At 67.2% G+C, this 20,965-nt stretch carries 17 protein-coding genes; 14 read left to right on the top strand and 3 right to left on the bottom strand.

The features are described from left to right. Positions 1-71: 71 nt before the first annotated feature. Positions 72-1,022: an SDR family oxidoreductase gene (locus tag E3O25_RS04385; RefSeq protein ID WP_134360554.1), complete on the bottom strand. Its 951-nt coding sequence runs from the start codon at positions 1,020-1,022 to the stop codon at positions 72-74. A gap of 513 nt (positions 1,023-1,535) precedes the next feature. On the opposite strand from E3O25_RS04385, the gene E3O25_RS04380 reads away from it, so the two are divergent. From E3O25_RS04380 to E3O25_RS04355, 6 genes are all read left to right on the top strand, one after another. Then, positions 1,536-2,120 (top strand): sigma-70 family RNA polymerase sigma factor, encoded by a 585-nt coding sequence (locus E3O25_RS04380; RefSeq protein WP_241983791.1) that lies wholly within the window; start codon positions 1,536-1,538, stop codon positions 2,118-2,120. Continuing rightward, positions 2,117-3,055, top strand: coding sequence for an anti-sigma factor (locus E3O25_RS04375; protein ID WP_092109783.1), 939 nt, complete (start codon positions 2,117-2,119; stop codon positions 3,053-3,055). Before E3O25_RS04380 ends, E3O25_RS04375 begins: the two co-directional genes overlap by 4 nt. Positions 3,056-3,168: 113 nt before the next feature. Continuing rightward, complete coding sequence (locus E3O25_RS04370; protein WP_092109785.1) at positions 3,169-4,056, top strand: aminodeoxychorismate lyase; 888 nt, start codon at positions 3,169-3,171, stop codon at positions 4,054-4,056. Positions 4,057-4,401: 345 nt separating this feature from the next. Then, on the top strand, positions 4,402-5,712 hold the full coding sequence (locus tag E3O25_RS04365; RefSeq protein WP_092109788.1) for a UDP-glucose/GDP-mannose dehydrogenase family protein: 1,311 nt from the start codon (positions 4,402-4,404) through the stop codon (positions 5,710-5,712). Positions 5,713-6,198: 486 nt separating this feature from the next. Next, entirely contained in the window at positions 6,199-6,618 is a 420-nt protein-coding gene (locus E3O25_RS17350) for a YeiH family protein (protein ID WP_370448720.1), read from the top strand. An 80-nt stretch (positions 6,619-6,698) separates the two neighbouring features. After that, a complete protein-coding gene (locus E3O25_RS04355; RefSeq protein WP_134360553.1) occupies positions 6,699-8,918 on the top strand; it encodes an acyltransferase family protein in 2,220 nt (739 codons plus the stop codon). Positions 8,919-9,099: 181 nt separating this feature from the next. Here the strand turns inward: E3O25_RS04355 and E3O25_RS04350 are convergent, their stop codons facing one another. After that, complete coding sequence (locus E3O25_RS04350) at positions 9,100-9,723, bottom strand: flavin reductase family protein (RefSeq protein WP_092109794.1); 624 nt, start codon at positions 9,721-9,723, stop codon at positions 9,100-9,102. 154 nt (positions 9,724-9,877) lie between these two features. Here E3O25_RS04350 and E3O25_RS04345 point away from each other — a divergent pair, with 154 nt between their 5' ends. The 8 genes from E3O25_RS04345 to E3O25_RS04310 all read left to right on the top strand — a co-directional run bounded on the left by E3O25_RS04345 (position 9,878) and on the right by E3O25_RS04310 (position 18,958). Continuing rightward, positions 9,878-10,645, top strand: coding sequence for an HAD-IIB family hydrolase (locus tag E3O25_RS04345; RefSeq protein ID WP_134360552.1), 768 nt, complete (start codon positions 9,878-9,880; stop codon positions 10,643-10,645). 318 nt (positions 10,646-10,963) lie between these two features. Then, positions 10,964-11,965, top strand: coding sequence for an LCP family protein (locus E3O25_RS04340; RefSeq protein ID WP_134360551.1), 1,002 nt, complete (start codon positions 10,964-10,966; stop codon positions 11,963-11,965). Positions 11,966-12,014: 49 nt separating this feature from the next. Further along, on the top strand, positions 12,015-13,073 hold the full coding sequence (locus E3O25_RS04335) for an acyltransferase family protein (RefSeq protein WP_166787653.1): 1,059 nt from the start codon (positions 12,015-12,017) through the stop codon (positions 13,071-13,073). Then, the gene (locus E3O25_RS04330; RefSeq protein ID WP_166805969.1) at positions 13,070-13,987 is read left to right on the top strand and encodes an alpha/beta hydrolase; all 918 of its coding nucleotides are present in this window, start codon (positions 13,070-13,072) and stop codon (positions 13,985-13,987) included. The genes E3O25_RS04335 and E3O25_RS04330 overlap by 4 nt, the downstream gene beginning before the upstream one ends. A 105-nt stretch (positions 13,988-14,092) precedes the next feature. Further along, positions 14,093-15,568 (top strand): polysaccharide biosynthesis tyrosine autokinase, encoded by a 1,476-nt coding sequence (locus E3O25_RS04325; RefSeq protein WP_134360549.1) that lies wholly within the window; start codon positions 14,093-14,095, stop codon positions 15,566-15,568. 83 nt (positions 15,569-15,651) lie between these two features. Further along, positions 15,652-16,638 (top strand): glycosyltransferase, encoded by a 987-nt coding sequence (locus E3O25_RS04320; RefSeq protein WP_198410949.1) that lies wholly within the window; start codon positions 15,652-15,654, stop codon positions 16,636-16,638. Next, entirely contained in the window at positions 16,635-17,738 is a 1,104-nt protein-coding gene (locus E3O25_RS04315; RefSeq protein ID WP_134360548.1) for a polysaccharide pyruvyl transferase family protein, read from the top strand. Before E3O25_RS04320 ends, E3O25_RS04315 begins: the two co-directional genes overlap by 4 nt. Beyond that, positions 17,735-18,958, top strand: coding sequence for a glycosyltransferase family 4 protein (locus E3O25_RS04310; protein ID WP_134360547.1), 1,224 nt, complete (start codon positions 17,735-17,737; stop codon positions 18,956-18,958). Before E3O25_RS04315 ends, E3O25_RS04310 begins: the two co-directional genes overlap by 4 nt. On the opposite strand, the gene E3O25_RS04305 is transcribed toward E3O25_RS04310, so the two are convergent. Next, positions 18,912-20,849 (bottom strand): right-handed parallel beta-helix repeat-containing protein, encoded by a 1,938-nt coding sequence (locus tag E3O25_RS04305; protein WP_134360546.1) that lies wholly within the window; start codon positions 20,847-20,849, stop codon positions 18,912-18,914. The genes E3O25_RS04310 and E3O25_RS04305 overlap by 47 nt on opposite strands. Positions 20,850-20,965 lie beyond the last annotated feature (116 nt).

The raw sequence follows: 20,965 nt of genomic DNA, 5'->3' as shown, positions 1-20,965 counted from the left end.
TGCGGGGCGCCCGGGGTGCCGACGGCCGCGGGTCGAGCCTGGGCCGGCATCCGTTGCGGCGTGCCGGGTCGTTACGCAGTCGGGTAGGTCACGCCGGTGAGCTGCTCGGACATCGACCAGAGGCGGCGGGCATCCGCTTCGTTGAGTGAGCGCGGCGGAAGCCGAGCCGGCGCGGGGGCGCCGGTGAGTTCGCCGAACCCGCCGGGACCGTAATAGCCGCCGCCGGCCGCTGCCGGGCTCGTCGCCGCGTAGAGCGCGGGCAGGATTCCCTGGTCGACCTGCTGCCACATCCAGCCGATGCGATGTGAGGCCTTGTTCGCGGCCAGAAAGACCCGCGCCGACGCTCCCTTGTGGGTGGGGCCGGTGATCTGCAGGTTCGTAACGGTCGCGCCGGGATGCGCGGCGACACTGCGCACGCCCCAGCCGCCGACGACGCTGCGCCGGTTGAGTTCGCGGGCGAACATGAGTGTGGCCAGCTTGGAAAGTGCGTAGGCACGGTGCGGCCGGTAGCGCAGGCTCTGCAGGTCGTCGAAATCGAGGCGTCCGGTGCGGGCGATGAGGCTGGAGAGGCTGACGACCCGGCTTGAGGTGGCCTCGCGCAGCAGGGGCAGCAGGTGGGCGGTGAGGGCGAAGTGCCCGAGGTGGTTGGTGCCGAACTGCAGCTCACAGCCATCCTCGGTCTCGTCGCGCACCGGCGGCATCATCAGGCCGGCGTTGTCGAGCAGAATGTCGATCGGGCGCCCCTCGGTCGTGAGTTCCTCACCGAATCCGGCGATGCTCGACAGGGAGGCCAGATCGAGATGACGGATGCTCAGGGTCGCCTCCGGGATCTGCTCGCGCAGGCGTTTGACGGCCTCGACCCCCTTCTGTTCGTTGCGCACGGCGAGGATGACCTCCGCGCCGGCCCGGGCGAGTCGGCCGGTGAGACCGTAGCCGAGACCGCTGTTGGCACCGGTGACGACCGCGAGCCTGCCGTGCAGGTCGGGAACATCAATGTCGGGGAGAAGTTTGCTCGTGATCATGGGTCTCCCGTTTGTCGTGGAGTTCTATCCAACCCGTTCAGACGGCGGAAGTCACGCGGTGGCCCGGCCGCCGGGCGGATTCACGGGCGGCTTCACGGGCGGCTTTTCGGGCGGCTTTTCGAGCGGCCGACGATGGCAATGGCGGCGATTTCATGGCGCGCGGGAGTTGCGCCGGTGCGCGCGAGGCGCAGCTCCGGCGCACTGGCGCAGGTCCAGCCGTCGCGTAGAGCGGGAGTGCGCCGACGGCGAACATTCGACGCCGACCGCCCCGCTCGAATACACTGGAGTCTGGTCGGGCCGCAGTAATCCCGGGTTCCATTATTCGCCGCTTCGAGCGGCCTCGCGCCGAGAGGTGCTCTGCGGCCCGGCCTTCTGCATTCCAAGCGCTGGCGCGCTCAAGTCCGGCAACAGGCATCCGTTTGAGCGTAAAATCTGGCCGCGCGACCAATCCGTTACCGACTTCGCACCGAACCCTAGTCATGGAACGGGACGAGACCTGACATGCTAGATCTCATGACTGTTGAATCCGCCGGAGACCTTTCGCCGGCAGCCCCTGCCACCAAGGAGGAGCTGCTCGGTCGAGTAGCCCACGGCGACCAAGCGGCCTTCGGAGAACTGTATGACCAGATCGCCCCGCGGGTGCTTGGCCTGGTCAAGCGTCTGCTCATCGATCACGCCCAGTCGGAAGAAGTGACCCAGGAGATCTTCCTGGAGATCTGGCAGTCGGCGTCGCGGTATGAGTCGACGCGTGGTGGTGCGAGCACCTGGATCCTCACCATGGCGCACCGGCGAGCGGTCGACCGAATTCGGTCGTCGCAGGCTGGACGTGACCGCGATACCAAAATCGGAATCCGTGACCTGGCCGTTGCCTACGATCACGTGGCCGAATCCGTTGAAGTACGAATCGAACATGAAAGGGTGGAGAGGGCGATGACTCGATTGACTCAGCTGCAGCGTCAGGCTGTGAGCCTCGCGTATTACGGCGGGTTCAGTCACAGCGAGGTCGCCGACATGCTCCACATTCCTTTGGGCACCGTGAAAACGCGGCTCCGCGACGGACTCATCCGCCTGCGCGACGAACTGGGCGTGGCATCATGACCGAGCACAACGAAACCCATCCGGCCGACCTCGCCGGAGCCTACGCCCTGCACGCCCTCGACGCCCAGGACACCGCAGCCTTCGAGGCGCACCTCGCCGACTCCGAGCGGGCGCGCATCGAAGCCGCCGAGCTGAACGACACCGCGGTGGCCCTCGGCCTCGCCGTGGCACCCGTGCAGCCTTCCAGTGCGCTCAAGACCAACCTCATGTCGCTGCTCGCGTCGACCCCCCAGCTTCCGCCGCTTCCGCGGGCCGCTGCCACAACGGATGCTCCCGCCTCCGCTCCCGGCGCGGCTGCCGTTGTTTCCCCGGTCGCGGCCGCTCCCACCGGGCCGTCGACACCCTCGGCGATGCCGGGGGACGGCGCGTCGACGGGGACCGCGCCGACCGGTGCATCCCGACCGGTCGCGGGTATTCGCTCTGCTGACTCGTCTGGCGCCGGCCGTTCATCGGCTACCGAGCGGGCGCAGGCGCGCTGGTTCAAGCGTCCGGCACAGTTCATGCTGGCTGCGGCGGCCGCCGCAGCGCTGTTCGTGGGCGGAACTTTCCTCGGTCAGACGCTCAACGGCAACCAGTTCGAGTCGCAGCAGGCCGCGAGTCTCGCGCAGATCAACGCAGCCGATGATTCGCAACGCGCCGCGACGACCACCGCCGACGGCCAAGAAGCCACCCTGGTCTGGTCGAACAAGCTCGGAATATCCGCGCTGCTGGTCGACAACCTGCCCGTGCTTCCCAGCGACCAGGACTACCAGCTGTGGTACATCAACGGCGAGGGTGCGGTCTCGGCCGGAACCTTCGACTCGAGCGGCGACGGAACCGCCTGGCGCGTGCTCGACGGCACGATGCACGCCGGCGACCAGGTCGGCGTCACCGTGGAGCCCAACGGCGGATCCGACCAGCCCACGACCAACCCGATCGTCGCCTTCCAGAGCTAGCCCTTCGGCCGTTCGCGCTGCGGTTGCGGCCGCACGGCGCTGGGGCGGGCGGCGATTCGGGCGGGGCGGCCGCATCCGCTCGTGCGAAGCGCATGCCCCAGTAGGCTCAGGGCATGAGACTGCCCTTCACGCTGCTGATCGACCCCGTGCCCGCCGACTCGCTGCAGCACGACTTCGCCGACACCTTCCACGAGATGGATTCCTCGGCGCCTGCCCTGCGCGTCGGGGAGCTGAGCACCCAGCGCGGTGACGGCATCTTTGAAACCCTGGCCGTCGTCAACGGGCACCCGCAGGAGGTTGAGCCGCACATCAGCCGGCTGCGCAACTCTGCGCGCATCTGCGAGTTGCCGGTGCCGAATGCCGAGCAGTGGCGGGCTGCGATCGCCTACGCCGTATCGCGCATTCCGCAGCGCGGCGAGATCGCCCTCAAATTCGTGCTCAGCCGCGGCGTCGAGCACGGCCCCGCGCCCACCGCCTGGCTGCACGCTGCCGCGGCGGCGGACTTCAGTGCGGTGCGGGCGGACGGCGTGCGCGTGATCACCCTCGACCGTGGCTATCCGCGCGGCGTCGCCGAGAAGGCGCCCTGGCTGCTGATGGGCGCGAAAACGCTCAGCTACGCCGTGAACATGGCGGCGATTCGTGAGGCCCACCGACGCGGCGCCGATGACACCATCTTTCTCACCACCGACGGCTTCGTCATGGAGGGCCCAACTTCGAGCGTCGTGCTGCGCATCGCGGGGGAGTACGTGACTCCCGCGCCGAGCGGCGCGATTTTACACGGCACCACGCAGCAGAGCATGTTCGACTACCTGCGCGCGCAGGGCGCCTCCGTCGACTACCGTGACGTCACCGTCGACGAACTTCGCCGAGCGGATGCCGTCTGGCTCGTCTCCAGCGTGCGCCTGGCCGTCTCCGTGGTCGCCCTCGACGGCTCTGATTTTCCGGCAGATCAGGCGCTGACCGACGCCCTGAACACCTACCTGCTGGCCCGCACGGCCTAGGCGGGCGCGGCATCCGCTGGTGCGTCAGTGCGGAAAATCGGCCAGAAACCGGGCAAATCGGTGCCGAACCATGGCGGACTGTGAAATTGTCCGCTGCCCCGTACGCCCGGCGCCCAACCGAGCCCTCGTGCCGCCTCGTGCCGCCTCGTGCCGCCGGGCCCACCCTATGAAACCGGGCCCGCGTTAGATCATGGGCCCACTTCCCGGGCCCGGGCCCGGGAAGCCGCGTGGCGCCGAAACCGGGCGGCGGGAAAGTGGGGGACGCGAGCGGGGAATCCGCTTAACCGGCCCGAATTGGGCCGAACTGCCGCGCCCACTAGGCTCTGGGATGACCGAGAGGAATAAATGAGAATTTCTGTCATTGGATGCGGCTACCTGGGAGCCGTTCACGCGTCGGCCATGGCCGAGCTGGGACACGACGTCGTTGGAATCGACGTCGACGCGGCCAAGATCGCCCAACTTGCCATCGGCAAGCCCCCCTTCTTCGAACCCGGACTTCCCGAGGTTCTGACCTCGGCCATGAGTAGTGGTCGCCTGCGGTTCAGCACGGACATAGCGGATGCCGCCGGCTCGCAGGTGCACTTCATCGCCGTCGGTACTCCGCAGAAGCCCGGCAGCTACAGTGCCGACCTGCGTTACGTGGATGCGTCGATCGAGTCGCTCATCCCGCATCTGGCCGACGGTGACCTTGTCGTCGGCAAGAGCACGGTGCCGGTGGGAACCGCCGCGCGCCTCGCCGACCTGATCGAGGCCGGCAGCGGCGCGTCGCTGGCCTGGAACCCCGAATTTTTGCGCGAGGGATTCGCCGTGCAGGACACCATTAGCCCTGACCGTCTCGTCTACGGGGTGGCGCCCGGCGCTCAAGGCGAGCACGCCACCGCGCTGCTCAACCAGATCTACGCCACGGCCCTCGCCGCCGACACCCCTCTGGTCATCACCGACTACGCCACCGCCGAGCTCGTCAAGGTCGCCGCCAACGCGTTTCTCGCCACCAAGATCAGCTTTATCAACGCCATGGCTGAGATCGCCGAGGTCACCGGCGCCGACGTGACCCAGCTGGCGGATGCCATCGGCTACGACGGCCGCATCGGCCGCCGTTTCCTGGGTGCCGGCGTCGGTTTCGGCGGCGGATGCCTGCCGAAGGATATTCGTGCCTTCACCGCGCGCGCCGAAGAGCTGGGGCGCGGTGAGTCCGTGGCCTTCCTCAAGGAGATCGACAAGATCAACCTGCGACGCCGCCAGCGGGTCGTCGACCTCACCGTGGGAGCGCTCGGCGACTCGGTTTATAACGCCAAGGTCGCGGTGCTCGGCCTGAGTTTCAAGCCGCACTCCGACGACGTGCGCGACTCGCCGGCGCTCGACGTTGCCGTGCAGTTGCGCGGCCTGGGCGCCGAGGTGGTGGCGACCGACCCGCAGGCCATCGAGAACTCGCGGGCGCGGCATCCGCAGCTGCAGTATTCGTCGTCGCTCGAAGACACCCTGCGGGGAGCGGATGCCGTCGTGCTCGTCACCGAGTGGCCGGAGTTTCGGCACCTCGACCCAGTTTGGGCCGGCGCGCTCGTGCGCACCAAGACCGTGGTCGACGGCCGCAACGCCCTCGACCCCGCCGTCTGGCGTGCCGCCGGCTGGACCTACCACGGGCTCGGGCGCCCCTAGCCCGGGTCTCGTATCCACCTGCGGGGCCTGTGGACGGGGCCCGGAGCAGTGCTTTCCGGGCCAACCTTCGGCAACCGGGCACAGTCTCTTAACGGGCCCCACGGACGGGGCCGGGGCCCGTCCGAGTTGTACCCGGCTTAGACTCGTATCAATGGGGCTTCGGGGAGTGCTCGTCGTGGCCCTCGCCGCCGCTGCGGCCTGGGGCGTGCACCTCGCCATACCGGGTATCCCCGGCTCACGCCGGCCGTCGTGCTCGGAATCGTCGTCGGACAGATCCCGGCCGCACGGCCAATGCTCGCCGGAACCCTTGCGCGCCCGGCCTGGCCGTCACCGCGAAACCGTTCATGCAGCTCGGGATTGTGCTGCTCGGCCTCACACTCAGCCTGGTCGACATCATGGCGCTCGGTTGGGTGACCGTGCGCGAGCACCGTCGCCATCGTGCTCCTCACCTTCGCGGGCACCCTCGGGCTCGGCCGCTGATTCGGGCTGCCCGGGCATGAGCCCCTACTCATAGCCACCGGATTCAGCATCTGTGGCGCCTCAGCGATCGGTGCCATGAGCGGGGTCGTCAAGGCCAGGGACGACGAAACTGCCACGCCGATCGCCTTGGTGACCCTGTGCGGAACCCTCGCGATCGCCGTGCTGCCGCTGCTGTGGCATCCGCTCGGCCTAAGCGCCCTGCAGTTCGGCCACTGGGTCGGCGCCGGCGTGCACGACGTTGACCAGGTTGTCGCAATTGCGCAGATCGCCGGGTCGACCGTGCTGGCCGTGGCCCTCGTCGTCAAACTCCCCCGGTGCAGAAAGCAGCAGCGCAGATCCGCTGACTCAGCCACCGGCATCCGCCCTCACCGGCGTGGTTGTGACGGTTGGGTAAACAACCGTGGGCGAGTTTGCCTCAATAGCTGAGATTACGTCATAATCGCAGGACGTGCCCGAATGTCGGGCCGAACAGGTACCAGTTCCGAAACCCGAGTCGGAGGCTATACATGTCCGTTCAGTCCGTCCTGGAACGCCACGAGCGCGCCCCCGATCCCGCCGGCCCCACCCGGGGCAAGTCCGCCACCCGCACCTTCCGCGGCGACATCGAGGGCTTGCGCGCGGTCGCCGTGATCGTCGTCATTCTCGACCACCTGCTCGGCTGGCCGTCGGGCGGATTCATCGGCGTCGACATCTTCTTCGTCATCTCCGGCTTTCTCATCACGAGCCTGCTGCTCAAGGAGCACGCCCGCACCGGCCGGATCTCCCTCGTGGACTTCTATCGCCGCCGCATCCGCCGCATCCTGCCGGTGTCGTTGCTCGTACTCGTCGTCACTGTCGCCGTCGGCTACCTGCTGCTGCCGGGCGCGCGCGCCCTCAGCACCCTGTGGGACGGCATCTACTCCGCCCTGTTCGTCGCCAACTGGCACTTCGCCTTCGTCGGAACCGACTATCTGCAAACCACCAACGCCGTCTCCCCGCTGCAGCACTACTGGTCGCTCGCGGTCGAGGAACAGTTTTACTTCGTCTGGCCGTTCCTGCTCATCGTCATCTTCGCCCTCACCGGCCGCCGCACACTGAGCGCCCGCGCCCTCGTGACCATGGTTGCCGTCACGACCGGCGTCATCACCGTCGCGTTCCTGGCCTGGAGCTTCTTCGAAACGTCGACGAGCCCCGCTATCGCCTACTTCTCAACCGGCGCTCGCGCCTGGGAGCTCGGCATCGGCGCCCTCCTCGCCGCCGCAGCACCCGGCATCGCCAAGCTTTCGGCCGCCGTGCGTCCCGTGCTCGCCTGGCTCGGCCTCGCCCTCATCGTCGCCAGCCTCGTGCTGATCAGCCGCGACTCGCCGTTCCCCGCGCCGTGGGGTCTGCTGCCCGTCGCCGGAAGCGCCCTCGTCATCGCCGCCGGCATCGGTCGGCCCGAGCAGCGGCTGCTCTTTCCGCTAACCAATCCGGTGAGCCGCTACATCGGCAAGATCTCCTACTCCCTCTATCTCTGGCACTTTCCGGTCGCCATTCTGCTCGCCACCATCTTCGCCACCGACTCGCCGGTCTACCTGCCGCTGGCGTTTGGGCTCATGCTGGCCCTCTCGGTGTTCTCCTTTCACTTCGTCGAGGACCCCATTCGGCACTCACTCTGGCTCGAGAATTCCCAGACCCGCCAGCGAGAACGGATGCGCCGCCCCGCCACCCGGCACCGCCCCGGCCTCACCGCGGCCCAGGGCTGGATCGGCGCCCTCGTCGTCGTCACCCTCGTCATCGTGTCGGTCTCCTTTGTAGCGCTGAAGGGCGGCGCGTCGTCGGGCCCGGCCGCCGGCCCGGCCGCTCTCGGCGCGGACGCCAACCTGGGCATCGAGACGCCCGCTGAACCGGCCACCCTGTTGGCCGCCCGACAGGCAGCCATCACCGCGGCCCTGGCCGCGACCGCGTGGCCCGAAACCACCCCGGCTTTCGACGCGCTCGGCGACAACTCCGGCGCCCCGGAGTGGATTGACGACAACTGCCTCTCGGTCAGCGCGAAGAACGCCGCCGGATGCCGCTACGGCGACCCGGCCGCGACGAAGACCGCGGTGCTGCTCGGGGATTCCATGGCGATCAGCTATATGCCCGCCATTCGCGCCGCCCTCGAACCGCTCGGCTACAACGTTCACTCGCTCACCATGTTCTCCTGCCCGGCCGTCAATATCTCGGTCGCCCCCAAGAACGCCTCCGACGCCTCGGCCGCCACCTGCGACGACCACCACGCCTGGGTCTACGCTGAGGTCGCCCGGCTCTCGCCCGACCTCGTGATCATGTCGAGCCTGGCCGGCTCCATCGTGCGCCTCGCCAGCGGCAATGAAGGAGCCGTAGCGCTCACCGAATGGCAGACCGCGACCGCCGACACCATCACTGCGCTGCAGGGGTCTACCGAGCACGTGGCGGTGCTGTCACCGCCGCCGGCCAGCACGCCGTTCGCGGAGTGCAAAACCCTCACGAGCAACCCGGCCGATTGCGCGTACAGCCCGTCGAGCCTCTACCAAAAGGTCGTAGCGGCGGAGCAGTCCGCGGTCGAAGGGCACGGCGACTTCGCCCAGTACGTGAACGTCGTGCCCTGGCTCTGCGTCGACAGCAGCTGCCCGGCCGTCATCGACAACACCCCGGTGTTCTTCGACGGCCAGCACTTCGTGCGCGAGGCGAGCACCCAGCTCGGCCCGTTGCTCGCCGAGGCTCTGTTCCCGCCGGCTGCATAGGCGTCCTGCGGCGCCCGTTCAGAAGGTGGGTCATATTTCCGGGCCCGGGCCCGGAAGCTGGGCCCAGGTTAGGGCGGTTTCATGGGCCCAGTTGCATAAGGTGGGCCCGGCACGTAGTGGCAGCATCTGCGGGCGTGGGAATTCTGTCGCTCGCGCGGCCGAACGCTGATCGCGCCGGCCGTCAGTGCTCGCGCGGCCGAAACTCGCGCGGCCAGTCGCTCGCCCGAATGCGCTGAATCTCCTTGACCTCGCCGAGGGTTCCCCACTCGTCGAGACCCAGGCGTGACAGCGGGCGCAGCTTGCCAATGAGCGGATGCGCCCCGTCCAGCACCGCAGACGACACCGCTACCTGCGTCACCTCGCCGAACACGAGCGTGCAGTCGCCCATCGCCAGGGTCGAGTGCAGGCGGCATTCGATCGCCGCGGGGGACTCGGCCACCCGCATCGAGGCCACGGTCAGGCTCGGCTCCCTGGTGAGCCCGGCGCGGTCGAACTCGCTCTCGTCCGCTGCGAAGTCGGTGCCGGTCGCGTTGACCTCCTCAAACAGCGATTCCGGCGTGAAGTTCACCACGAAATCCCCGGTCGCGACGATATTGCGCACGGTGTCCTTCACCCCAACCGAGGTGAACTGCACGATGGCCGGCGAAACGGATGCCACGGTGAAGAACGAATGCGGCGCCAGGTTGTCGACACCCGCCGCCGACCGGCTCGACACCCACGCGATCGGTCGCGGCACAACGAGCGAATTGAGCAGGCGGTAGAAGTCGCGGCGGGGAAGGTCTCGGGGATCAAAGTCAGTGCGCACCCGCTCAGGCTAACAACTCCCGCCGCTGCGACACCCCGATATGCAAGCCCCACCCGCCGCCAACCCGCTTTGCCGCCACCGCGCAGCCTCGTCCGCCCTGCCACCCCGCCACCGCGCACAGCAGCCCGACGCTTGCCGCCGATAGAGTGGCCTGATGCCTACTCTTCCCCGCCTGGTGGCCTTCGACCTGGACGATACGCTCGCACCGTCCAAATCCGCGCTCGACCCGCGCATGATCGACCTGCTCGTGAAGCTGCTCGACGTCACCGAGGTCTGCATCATCTCCGGGGGCCAGTTCGGTCAGTTCCAGGCGCAGATCATCGACAACCTGCCGGAAATCGGCCCGGAACAGCTCGCCCGCCTGCACCTCATGCCCACCTGCGGCACCCAGTACTATCGAGCCGATGCCCAGGGGTGGACCCAGATCTACGCTGAAAACCTCAGCGACGACCAAAAGACGCGGGCCCTCGCCGCGGTCGAGCAGACCGCGCGCAGCCTCGGCTTCTGGGAGAGCGACACGTGGGGGCCGATTCTCGAAGACCGCGGCTCACAGATCACCTTCTCCGCACTCGGTCAGGCCGCCCCGGTCGCCGCCAAGATCGCCTGGGATTCCAGCGGCGAGAAGAAGAATACGCTGCGCGAGGCCGTGCAGGCCCTGCTGCCCGATCTCGAGGTGCGTTCCGGCGGATCGACATCCGTTGATATCACCCGGCAGGGTATCGACAAGGCCTACGGCATGAAGCGCCTCGCCGACCTCACCGGTGTCGACCTCGACGACATGCTGTTCGTCGGCGACCGCCTCGACGAGAACGGCAACGACTACCCGGTCAAGGTGCTCGGCGTGGAATGCATCGCCGTCGAAGGCTGGCCGAACACCGCAGCCCTGCTCGAAGATCTGATCCCCCGCTACGTCACTGTCTGATCCACCGCCCGCCCTCTTTATTACCCTGCCCCCGGCTGTTCCCCTTCCTTCACCCCTGCCCCCCTCTTTTTCTGCGCATAACTCCTGCAAATTCGCAGTGGGAAAAGGCGCATCCGCGTGATTCCGGGGCCCTTTCTGGAGCCGGCAACAAATTGCAGGAGTTATGCGCCAGATGGCCCGCGACAGGCGGGCGGCGCACACCCAGTAGTGCTTTTACCCCCAGTCCGGGGCTGACCGGGAGCTAGCCCATTCCGCGCAGTGGGTGACGGGCCTACGGTGTGCACACCGCTCCCGAATGCGGTAGCAGGAGGCAGCACCGTGCCGTACGCACTCCGTCACCAGCGCCGCACCAGAGGCTGGCACATCGTCATGGGCAGCGTTCTGGCCCTTGTTCTTCTCGGTGCCGGCGCCGGCGGGGTCGGCGCCTACAAACTCAGCCGATCCTTCGACGACCAGGTCGCCACCCTCAGCACGGTCTTCCCGCCCGCCGCCGTGCGCCCACCGGCAAGCGTCGGCGCGGTTGCCGAAGCCCAGAATATTCTCGTACTCGGCTCCGACAGGCGCGGCGCGCACAACGCGTCGATCACCGACCTGACCGGCCAGCGCTCCGACGTGATCATGGTCGTGCACCTCCCGGCCGACCGCGAGGGTGTCTGGGTCATGTCTATCCTGCGTGACAGCTGGCTGGAGATCCCGGGCCACGGCCAGGCCAAGATCAACGCGGCGCTCTCCTGGGGCGGAGTTCCGCTCGCCGTCGAGACAGTGGAAGGCCTGATCAAGACACGCATCGACCATGTCGCCGTGGTCGATTTCGAGGGTTTTCAAGCCATAACGGATGCCGTCGGCGGCGTCGAAATCGACAACCCCGTAGCGTTTGCATCGTCCAAGCTCAAGGGTCATACCTTCGCGGTCGGCAAGCAGGTCGTGACCGGAGCCGAGGCGCTCGCCTACGCGCGGGAGCGCTACGCCTTCGCCGACGGCGACTTCACGAGGGTGCGCAATCAGCAGCGACTCTTCAAGGCCATGTTGAGCACCGTCATGAGTTCACGAACGGTGACCAATCCGGCCACTCTGACCAGATTAATCGAGCAGGTCACCCCGTGGATCGCCGTGGATGACGGCCTCGATTTCGCCTACCTCACCGGCCTCGAGCTGCAATTGCGTGACCTGCACGGCAGCGACCTCACCTTCTTCACCCTGCCAACGAACGGAACCGGAACGTCCGCCAACGGGCAGTCCATCGTGAACATCGCCACCGACGAGCTCGCCCCCTTGCAGGAGGCCTTCCAGACCGACACGCTCGCGCAATATGCCCCCTAGAAGCCGGTCCGAGATACCATCTTGAGTTTTTCTCGTGTACATTTCGCTTGTGAAAGAGATACAGGCCCCCGAGAATCGCGAGTGGATCAACTTCGCCAAGGGCGCGGCGATCATCCTCGTCGTGCTCTACCACTCGTCGTTGTTCCTCAACGACCTGGGGCTGGCCGGCAGCACCCCGCGGCTGCGCCTCGTGCTCAGCTACTTTCCCATGCCGGTGTTCTTCTTCATCGCCGGTCTCACCGCCCGGCGCATGCTCACCTGGAGCCTGTCGGATCTGTGGCGCCGCCGCCTGCTCACCCTGGTCTACCTGTACCTGCTGTGGTCGCTCATTCGGGTTGTGTTCTACCTCGTCGTGCCGCACCTGCGCGGCACCGAACGGTCCCCGACCGACCTGCTCAATATGGTGCTGCTGCCGGTCTGGCCCACCAGCAGCTATTGGTTCATTTGGGCCCTGGCACTGTTCACCTTGCTGGCCTGGCTGCTGCGTAAATTGCCGGTCGGAGTGCAGATCGGTCTCGCCGGCGCCCTGGCCATCCTGTCGACAACGCCGGGAGTGCTCGATCTCGACAATGTCGGCTGGGACCGGGTCGCCGCCAACTTCATCTTCTTCATCCTTGCCGTTTATTTTCCACGCACCGTATACCGCCTCGCCGCCCGGGTGCGCGTCTGGCATGCCGCGGTGCTCGTCGTGGTTTATGTCGGCCTCGCCGCAGTGCTCGTGCTCCTGCACCTCTCACGGGTGCCCGGCCTGATTCTGCTCGAAAGCGCCGTCGCCGTCGCGATGGGCGTAGCCCTGGCCACCCTTCTGGTGCGAGTGAAGTGGCTGAACTTCATGAACACGCTGGGCCAATACAGTTTTCAGATCTACCTGCTGCACCTGTTTCTCGTGGCCAGCGCCCTCGCGCTGCTCGCCCCGTTCGCCGAAGCGTTCTGGCTGCAGCGCGCCGGTAATGCCCTCCCGTTTTTGCTCGCTGCCCTCGTGCTCGTCGCCTCGCTCTACCTCGCCAAGCTCCTACGCCGGTACTCCTTTCTGTGGGTCAGTCCCTTCCGCAAACGCCAGACCAAAATCGTCTCGCATCGGGCCTCATTGAACGGAGACCTGCTGTGAAGACAACCCGCCTGCTCGCGGCATCCGCTGCACTGCTGGCTGTTGGCCTGGTGCTGAGCGGATGCTCCGCCACCCCCACCGCGCCCGCCGCGAACGCGCACAGCGACTCGGTCGTACTGCGGAACGACCTGCAATACGGCACCGCTAAAGGGGAGAAGTTGCTGCTGAACGCCTGTCTGCCCAAGGGCGGGAACACACCCACCGCGGCGGTGATCCTCATTCACGGTGGCGGTTTCGACAGCGGCACCAAGGACTTCGGCGGTATGACCGCGCTGTGCTCCGAGCTGGCCGACGGCGGACTCGCCGCCTTCTCGGTGGATTACCGCCTCGCCCCGAAATTCGCCTACCCGGCGCAGGTGAATGACGTCACCGACGCGCTCGAATGGTTGCGTGACCCGGCCCAGGTCGCCAAGTTCGGCATCGATCCCGAACGCATCGGACTGTTCGGCAGCTCCGCCGGCGCGATCATCGCTTCCTCGATCGGAACGAACGGCACCGGCAACCTCACCGGCGGCGACCGGGTCGCTGCGGTCGTGGCGTTGTCACCGGCGGTCGACCTGACCGAGACGGGACTGTTGCTCGGCGACCCGTCGAAAATAGCGATCGCCTCAATTCTGCAATACCTCGGCTGCGACGAGTTTCGAGCGTGCCCGAATGCCCGTGATGCATCGCCGTTGTACTCCGTCGACCCGACCGACCCGCCGTTTTACATCGCCATGTCGAAAAAAGAACTTGTTCCCGTCGAGCAGGGGCAGGCCATGGCGTCCGCTCTCACGGCGGTCGGCGTGCCCGTCACTCTCGACGTGAAACCCGGTGAACGACACGCATTGGAGCTCCTCAACGAGGCAACGCGAGCGAGCATTCGTCAGTTTCTCATTGACAATCTGGTTAAATCCTCAACACGGACTGATTAAATCCTCAACATCGGCGGTCCAAAAGTGAGGATTTTTATGCCAACATAGGGTCCTGTCGTTGTGCACCCGAAGCACGACGCGTCAATCGCGCGGGGAGAAGCACGTATGGAATTCAAACGCCTGGTTCGAATTATGCGAAAGCGATGGATTCTCATCGTTGCATTCGTCCTGCTCGGGCTGGTCGGCGCAGCGGCAGCCGCGCTGCTGACCCCGGTGCAATACGAATCCGCCACCCGGGTGTTTGTGGCCGCACAGATTCAGAACGGGTCCACACCCGGCGATCTGGTGCAGGGCAACAACTTCGTCGTGCAGAAACTGCCCTACTACCTTGACGTCGCAACAAGCCCCCGCGTGCTCGACCCCGTCATTTCGAGTCTGAACCTCGACGAGAGCGCGGTCGACCTGGCCCAGCGCGTCACGGCCACGACCGAGCCCGGCTCAGCCGTCATCGAGATCGCTGCCCTCGCCTCCTCAGCGGATGCCGCCCAGCAGCTCGCGCAGGCCGTCTCGGAAAGCTTCACCGACGTCGTCATCAACCAGCTGGAAACGCCGGCCGACGGCGGCGCGAGCCCGGTCACGGTCGGAGTGCTCGACCCGGCCGTCGCCCCCGACAACCCCGCACTGCCCCAGCTCTACCTCAACCTCGCCGTCGGTGTGCTCATCGGTCTGCTGGTCGGGCTGGTGACCGCGCTCATCCTCGGCCTGCTCGACCGCCGCATCTACAACCGCGACGACATCGAGCGCCTCACCGTCGTACCGGTGCTCGGCGGTATTCCGCTCGAAGCCCGCGCCACGCCGATCATCTCACCGGACGGCGCGAGCAGCGCCCGCGCTGAGGCGTTCAGAGTGCTGCGTACCAACCTGGAATTCGCCGACGCCGATACCAGCCGCCGCAGCCTCGTGGTGACCTCCTCGGTAACGGGGGAGGGCAAGACCACGACCCTGGTGAACCTCGCCATCGTGCTGGCCCAGAGCGGCGCGACCGTCGCCGTGATCGACGCCGACCTGCGCACGCCCCGGCTTGCCGACTACCTCGGCCTCGACGCTGATCGCGGCCTCACCGAGGTGCTTCTCGGCGACGTGCAGCTCAAGGAATCCCTGCAATCGTGGGGCACGCAGCATCCGCTCACCGTGCTGTCGTCGGGAAAGATCCCCACCAACCCGAGCGAACTGCTCGGATCGACCGCCATGGGCACCGTGCTCGACGTGCTCAGCAGCAGCTACGACTACGTGCTCATCGACGCCCCGTCGGTGCTCGCGGTGACCGACGCCGCCGTGCTCAGCCGGTGGACCGGCGGCACCTTACTCGTCGTCGGCGCGAACCGGGTGCGCGAACCCGAACTGCTCGCCGCCTTCGACGCCCTCGAAGCGGTCGGAACCACGCCCCTCGGCGTCGTTCTCGCCATGGTTCCAACCCGCGGCCCCGACGCGCTCGTGCGTGACGGCGGGTTCGCGGCTGCGATGCGTCCGGCTCCCCGTGCCCCCCGAACCGTCGACGGTCGACCGAGCGACGCGAGCCGTTCCATCTCGCCCGACAGCGAGTCGGCTCCGACCGAAGCCCAACAACGCGTCACCTGGTAGCTGACCCGTCCCATCCGTATAGCGCACGTTCGAAGACGCACGTTCGAATCAGTTCTACAAGGCTTTACCCGAAGGGAGTCTCAGTGTCCGTTCACCCGTCTTACCCGATAAATCCGTCGCCCTCCCGGCAGCGGAAGCTTCTGCTCGTCGCCTCCACCGGCGGGCACCTGGCCCAGCTGGTGCGGCTGGCGCCGGGGCTCGGCGCCTCGCCCAGTTCGCTTTGGGTCACCTTTGATTCCATGCAGAGCCGCTCGCTGCTGGCCGGCCAACGGCGCATCCACGTGCCGTACGTGCGCCCCAGGGACTACCTCGGCATGATGCGAGCGGCCGGCATCGTGCGCCGCGTGCTCAAGCACGAAACCTTTGAGGGCGCCGTGAGTACCGGCGCCGGCCTCGCCGTCGCCGCGCTTCCGCAGGCCGCGATCAGCGGCGTACCGAGCCTGTACATCGAGAGCGTCTCCCGCGTCGAGGGCCCATCGCTCAGCGGGCGGATGCTCGCCGCCAGCCACCTGGTCAGCGTGCGCACCCAGCATCCCGCGTGGGCCACCAATCGCTGGCAAACCCACCCGAGCGTGCTGTCCACCTACCATTCGTTGATCCGGCCCGCGCCGGAGCGCCCCAGACTGTTCGTTACCCTCGGCACCATCGAGGGCTATCGATTCGACTCCCTCGTGGATGCGGTGCTTGCGACCGGCCTGGCCGATGAGCACACCGTCTGGCAGCTCGGCTTCACCACCGACCGCACCGACCTCCTCGGCCAGGTGCACCAGATGATGCCGACCGCGCAGTTCATCGACGCCGCGCTCAACGCCGACGTCGTGATCACCCACGCCGGCGTCGGCACGTTCATGGGGCTGCTCGAAATGGGCATCTTCCCGGTGATCGTGACCCGCCGCAAGCACCGTAGCGAACACGTCGACGACCACCAAATGCAGATCGCCGAGCTCGCCGAGTACCTTGGGGTTGCCAGGGCCGTTGACGCGCCGGACCTGACGGCCGACGTCATCCGCTTCGCTGCCGGACGTGCCATCGACACCGGGGTGCGTATTCCGCTGCCCAGCGAGCGATGAGGCAACCAGCGCTGCAGCAGCGGATGCGGCGTGACATCTTCGTACCCGCCCGCGGACAGTTCGACAACATCGGCGACATTCTGCTGCGTCGCCAATTGCTCGACTGGCTCCGCGCGAGCGGCCCGCTGCACGTCTATGTCGGCGACGCCCCCGACGGATATGCCGAGGGCCTCGGCCTCGGGCCCGATGACGTGCAGTACCGTTCGTTTCGCCGCTGGTACCTGGCGGCGCTTGCGAGTGCGGCACGCGGACGGGCCTCCTACGTGTTCAAGCCGGGCGAGATTCAACTCACCCTGGTCGGCATGAAGGAACACCTCGCCATGCTGCCGGTGCTCGCTCTGGTTCGCGCCCGGCACGGCCGCGTCGCCCGGGTCGGGGTCGGCAGCCGAAACTTCGCGCCGCTGCCGCGTGCCCTGATGGGGCCGTCGATCGCGCTGTCCAACGTGTCGCTGTGGCGGGATGCGGCCACGGCCGGGTATCTCGGGCAGGGCCGCGTCATGCCGGATCTGGCCTTCGCCGGCGCCGGGGCGAACCAAGCGCGTGACGTTCCGGTGGAGAGACGCGACGTGCTCGTCGTGTCGATGCGCTCCGACCTCGACTACCCGAACAGTGCCTGGCTGGCCGGCGTGCGCACCGTCGCGGACGACAACGGCCTTGAGATCTGGTGCGTCACCCAGGTATTGCGCGATGACGAGAAGTGCGGCCAGCTCGCCGCCGACCTCGGCGGGCAGGCGCTGCGCTGGAACGGCACCGGGCACGACGAGCAGGAGCAGCGTCTGCGCGCCCTGTATCGGCGGGCGGCGATCGCCGTGAGCGATCGCCTGCACGTACTCGTCGGCGCTCTCACCGAGGGGGCGGTTCCGGCCGCGCTTTTGGTGGATGGCAAATCAGACAAGATCGCCCGTCACTTCGCCGCCGCCGGACTGCACGACGTGAGCATTATCAGCGCCGGATTATCGGCCGCTGAGATTGCGGGACGGCTGCAGAACCTGCTCGGCCGTCGCACAGCCATTCTGGCCGGACTGGCCGAGGCACAGAACGAACTGCAGACCGTGCGCCGCCTGCTCGACCAGGTGCTGACGATCGAAAGCGTGCGGTGAGCCTCGCCGAACCCGGTGACACGCAGCCGATCGACACCGAACCGATCACCCTGGGGCCGCCGGCCATCACGAAGCCCTCGGCTACTCCCGCTGCCGGTACCCATCCGCAGTCGACCCCGGTTCCCGTCCCGCCCGTCCACTCGCCGCCGATCGAACGGCTGCTCTCGGTGCACATCGGGCGCAGCGGGGAGGTCGCCGGCGGCATGAGCCAGGTCGTCAACGGGTATCTGGCGCATTCCTTCGCCGACTTCGACCTGCGCATGATTTCTTCGCGCGACGGCAGTGGCGGGGCACGGGCCGTCGCCGTGGCGGCATCCGCCGGCTGGAAGGTGCTGCGGCTGGCCGACCCGGGACGCACCGTGGTGGTCGCTCACCTGTCGCAGGGCGGGTCCTTCGCCCGCGAGGGCGCGTTGCTGGCCCTCGCCCAGGCCCGCGGCTTTGCCACGGTGGCGCAATTGCACGGCAGTTCCTTCGCCGATTTCGCCCAGAAGCGCCCCGGCCTGGTCGGGCGTGTGCTGCGCGCGGCCGATGTGGTGCTCACCCTCTCGGCCGAGTCGAGCGCTGCGGCCGCCGAATTCGTGCCGGGGGAGCGGGTTGTGCTCGTGCCGAACGCGGTCGCCGACGGTGTGCAGCGCGAGATCGAACCGCTCGTCGTGTTCGGCGGTGCGGTCAGCACACGTAAGGGCGTAGACGTGCTCGCGGCGGCGTGGCGGCGGCTCGCGCCGGAGCATCCGCTGTGGCGACTCGTCATAGCCGGCCCGATCGTCGACCAGCCGGCGGTGCCGCTCACCCGTGGCGAATTCGTGGGAGCGCTCAGTCATGAGGCGCTGATGAAATTGTTGGAGCGATCGTCGATCGCGGTGTTGCCCTCGCGCGACGAGGCGATGCCCATGTTCATTCTCGAAGCGATGGCCCGCAACAACTGTGTGGTCGCGACCCGGGTCGGCGGCGTGCCGGCCGTGCTGGCGAACGGCGTGGGGGTGATCGTGGAACCGGGTGACGTCGACTCGCTCGAGGCGGCGCTGCAGCGGGCGATAACGGATGCCGTCTGGCGCGCCAAAAAGGCGGATCTGGCCAGATCCGCCTTTGAGACCACCTATTCGGCGGCCGCTGTCTTTCCGCTGGTCGAGCGCAGCTGGAGGACTGCGCTCGACCGCCGATCAGACCGGGTGGTTAAGAAAGGCACGCCAGGTTTGAGAAGCCCGAGCCCGCAGCCGTGACAGTGTTCGAGCAGTAGACCTTGGTGCCGCTGGCGCCCTTGCTACCCTGCTCGTGAATGAAGAAGCCGTAGCCGGCGGCGCCGACCGGAGCTGTGTTGCCGTAGAAGCTGTTGCGCAGGCCCCAGCCGGCGACACTCCCGTTCACCGCGAAGCCGTGCACGGTGCTGTTTTTGCCGGTGTTGTTGTAAATGCTCCAGTCGTTGCCCTTGACCTTGACCCATTCCTCGGCTCGCGGCATGGCTGCGGCGCCGTCGATGACGTTATCGCGAATGATGCCGGCCGAGGTGCCTTCCTTGACCTCGATCGGCTGGGCGCCGGTGAGGCTGATGTTATTGGCCATGAGCAGGGTGCGGTCGGTACGGTCGGGCTGGCAGCTGGTCTGGGCGCACCAGTTGTTCTCGGATGTGCCGATGTAGATGCCCTCACCGTAGAACGGGTCGCGCTTGCCGGTGTTCTTGATGGTGTTGCCGACGACCTTGCTGTCGGTGGTGAACGCACGCAGGTGAATGCCCTCGTAGCCGATGTTGTCGACGAGCGTGTCCGCGATTGTGACGTTGCTGCTGCGGATGACGCTGATGCCCTTGAGGCTGTTGGTCACGGTCATGCCAGCGACGACGAGGTTGGACGAGTTGGAGATCTGAATCCCGTGGTTGTTCTGCACGCTTCCGGGGTTGACGACGGCGTTCCGGGGGCCGCAGATCCAGATCGGGTTGGCAGCGGTTCCGTTCGCGGTCATGTTGACCTGCTCGTTGTAGGTTCCGGGAGCCATCTTGATGACGGTTCCGGGCTTGGCCTGCTGAACGGCAGCCATGAGCTCCCGGGCCGATGCCACGTTGACAGTGGCCGCGGGGCAGTCCGCATAGCGGTGGGCGTTGCTCGGCGCGGGGGTGGGCGCCGTGCTCGGCACGGCCGACACGATGAACGCGTCGACGATGCTGCTGGTACCGGTGGAGCGGGCATCCTTCTGGCCGGTGCGGGTCACCGTGATGGTGTGCTGGCCGGCCGACAGGCTCGTCGTGCTGAATGCCTTCTGCTTGTAGGCGGTGGTGGCCGAATAGCCGTTGACCGTGGCGACGGTCTGGCCGTCGATGGCGATATTGCTCGTACCGGAGCTGCTGGTCAGGCGGGTGATGAAGGCCACGCTCGTGCCCTGGAAGGTGAATGAAGCGCTTCCGGCCGTTGTGGTGAACTGAACTCCGCCGCCGGAGTCGCTGGCCGACCCGGAGGTGCGCCAGGTGCCGGCGTACTTGACCTGAGCTGACTCACTGTCGAACGTGGTCGAGCCGGCCGGAGCCTCGACCGGGGCTGTTGTGGCGACGGGGGCCGCAGTGACGGGTGCGGTGACGGGTGCGGTGACGGGTGCCGGGGTCGGCGTGGTGGTGCTGGCCGGCGTGAGGGTGACGAAGGCGTCGATGATGCTGCTGGTACCGGTGGAGCGGGCATCCTTCTGGCCGGTGCGGCTGACCGTGATGGTGTGCGTTCCGCTCGACAGGTTCGAGGTGCTGAAGAGGCTCTGCTGGTATTTGGTCGTGTCCGAGTAGCCGTTGACCGTGGCCACAACCTTGCCGTCGATCGAGACGGTGCTCGTACCCGAGCTGTTCGTGAGACGCGCGATGTAGGCCACGGTCGACCCGGTGAAGGTCAGTGAGGCGCTCGACGTTGCGGAGGCGAACTGCACGGACCCGCCGTTATCGGAGGGGGAGCCGGTGCTGCGCCAGGTGCCCGAGTACTTGATCTGGGTGGAGGTGCTGTCGATCACCGTGGTGCCGGCGGGCGCCGTCGCGGCGGAGGCCGATGCGACGCCGACGGGAAGGATGGCCGTGAGAGGAACCAGCGCGGCGATTGCGACGGCCGCAATGGTGACACGTCGGGAAAAGCGGGGGAACAACATGGTGGGACCTTCCGGATGTTCATGGACGGGATGGTTACGTCCGTGAACCCGACGGGTCCCGACGCACATGATCTTTGTGATAGCCGGCGGTTGTGCTGCCGGTCTCACTTCGTCAA

The sequence above is a fragment of the Cryobacterium sp. TMT1-3 genome (assembly GCF_004402315.1).
GTDB lineage: Bacteria > Actinomycetota > Actinomycetes > Actinomycetales > Microbacteriaceae > Cryobacterium > Cryobacterium luteum.
The sequence above is the reverse complement of the archived record's forward strand: the minus strand, read 5'-3'. Positions and strand labels throughout refer to the sequence as shown.

What these genes read in the sequence shown, in the direction of transcription:
- E3O25_RS04385 (WP_134360554.1), bottom strand. Translation starts at nt 1,022, where the DNA reads ATGATCACGAGCAAACTTCTCCCCGACATTGATGTTCCCGACCTGCAC.
- E3O25_RS04380 (WP_241983791.1), top strand. Translation starts at nt 1,536, where the DNA reads ATGACTGTTGAATCCGCCGGAGACCTTTCGCCGGCAGCCCCTGCCACC.
- E3O25_RS04375 (WP_092109783.1), top strand. Translation starts at nt 2,117, where the DNA reads ATGACCGAGCACAACGAAACCCATCCGGCCGACCTCGCCGGAGCCTAC.
- E3O25_RS04370 (WP_092109785.1), top strand. Translation starts at nt 3,169, where the DNA reads ATGAGACTGCCCTTCACGCTGCTGATCGACCCCGTGCCCGCCGACTCG.
- E3O25_RS04365 (WP_092109788.1), top strand. Translation starts at nt 4,402, where the DNA reads ATGAGAATTTCTGTCATTGGATGCGGCTACCTGGGAGCCGTTCACGCG.
- E3O25_RS04355 (WP_134360553.1), top strand. Translation starts at nt 6,699, where the DNA reads ATGTCCGTTCAGTCCGTCCTGGAACGCCACGAGCGCGCCCCCGATCCC.
- E3O25_RS04345 (WP_134360552.1), top strand. Translation starts at nt 9,878, where the DNA reads ATGCCTACTCTTCCCCGCCTGGTGGCCTTCGACCTGGACGATACGCTC.
- E3O25_RS04325 (WP_134360549.1), top strand. Translation starts at nt 14,093, where the DNA reads ATGGAATTCAAACGCCTGGTTCGAATTATGCGAAAGCGATGGATTCTC.
- E3O25_RS04315 (WP_134360548.1), top strand. Translation starts at nt 16,635, where the DNA reads ATGAGGCAACCAGCGCTGCAGCAGCGGATGCGGCGTGACATCTTCGTA.
- E3O25_RS04305 (WP_134360546.1), bottom strand. Translation starts at nt 20,849, where the DNA reads ATGTTGTTCCCCCGCTTTTCCCGACGTGTCACCATTGCGGCCGTCGCA.